The sequence below is a fragment of the Oleiphilus sp. HI0043 genome, from assembly GCF_001634935.1.
In genome coordinates this window covers 1-784 of record NZ_LWEY01001764.1, presented here as the reverse complement: position 1 = coordinate 784, position 784 = coordinate 1, and the positions used below count along the sequence as shown (strand labels likewise).

General features: G+C 43.5%; 2 pseudogenes. Both read right to left on the bottom strand.

What is annotated here, in order from left to right:
• Positions 1 to 505: pseudogene (locus tag A3729_RS27225) on the bottom strand (RNA degradosome polyphosphate kinase); the annotation flags it as partial.
• 68 nt (positions 506 to 573) lie between these two features.
• Positions 574 to 784: pseudogene (locus A3729_RS27220) on the bottom strand (porphobilinogen synthase); the annotation flags it as partial.

Below are 784 nucleotides of genomic sequence, written 5' to 3'. Positions count from 1 at the left end.
GAGGAAAGGGGTGTGAAGGGTCGAGACCGATGGGGTTAATAATCGGTAGTACTTCGTTATCGAAATAATTAGCTAACCATTCATGTTGAGCTTCACTCCATTCCTGGCGTCTTAGAAAACTGATCCCCTCTTTTTTTAACTCAGGCAGAAGCACATCATTCAAAATCTCATACTGTTCACGAACAAAATCTGTCGCGATATGTTTGATTTTTTCTAGGGTTTGTTCAGGGCTTAGTCCGTCAGGCCCAATTGTCTCCCGACCAAATTTGATCTGATGTTTTAGGCCGGCCACACGAATTTCAAAAAACTCATCCATGTTGCTACTGAATATGCAGCTAAACATCAGACGGTTGAGGAGAGGGTGCGATGTATCAATCGTTTGTTTGAGCACGCGATGGTTGAACTGCAGATGGCTTAGTTCCCTGTTCACGTAGTATTCGTGGTTAAGGAGGTCTATAGCAGGGAGCTCATTATTTGCTGTTTGCTCGTCATGCGTCGTGCTCATTGTTGTCTGTATTCTCCAAGTATTTTAAAAGGGGCGATAATCCATTCTAGCTGAACATTGTTACATCTTTATCCTTTGCTAAGAAGTTTCGCAGCGTCCTTGGCAAAATAAGTCAGAATTGCATCGGCGCCAGCGCGCTTGATACAAAGTAGTGACTCTAGAATAATTTTATCCTTGTCTAGCCAGCCATTTTCTATTGCGGCCATATGCATCGCATACTCACCACTCACTTGATAGACGAAGGTCGGCGCTTTGAGTTCAGTCTTGATACGGTAAACA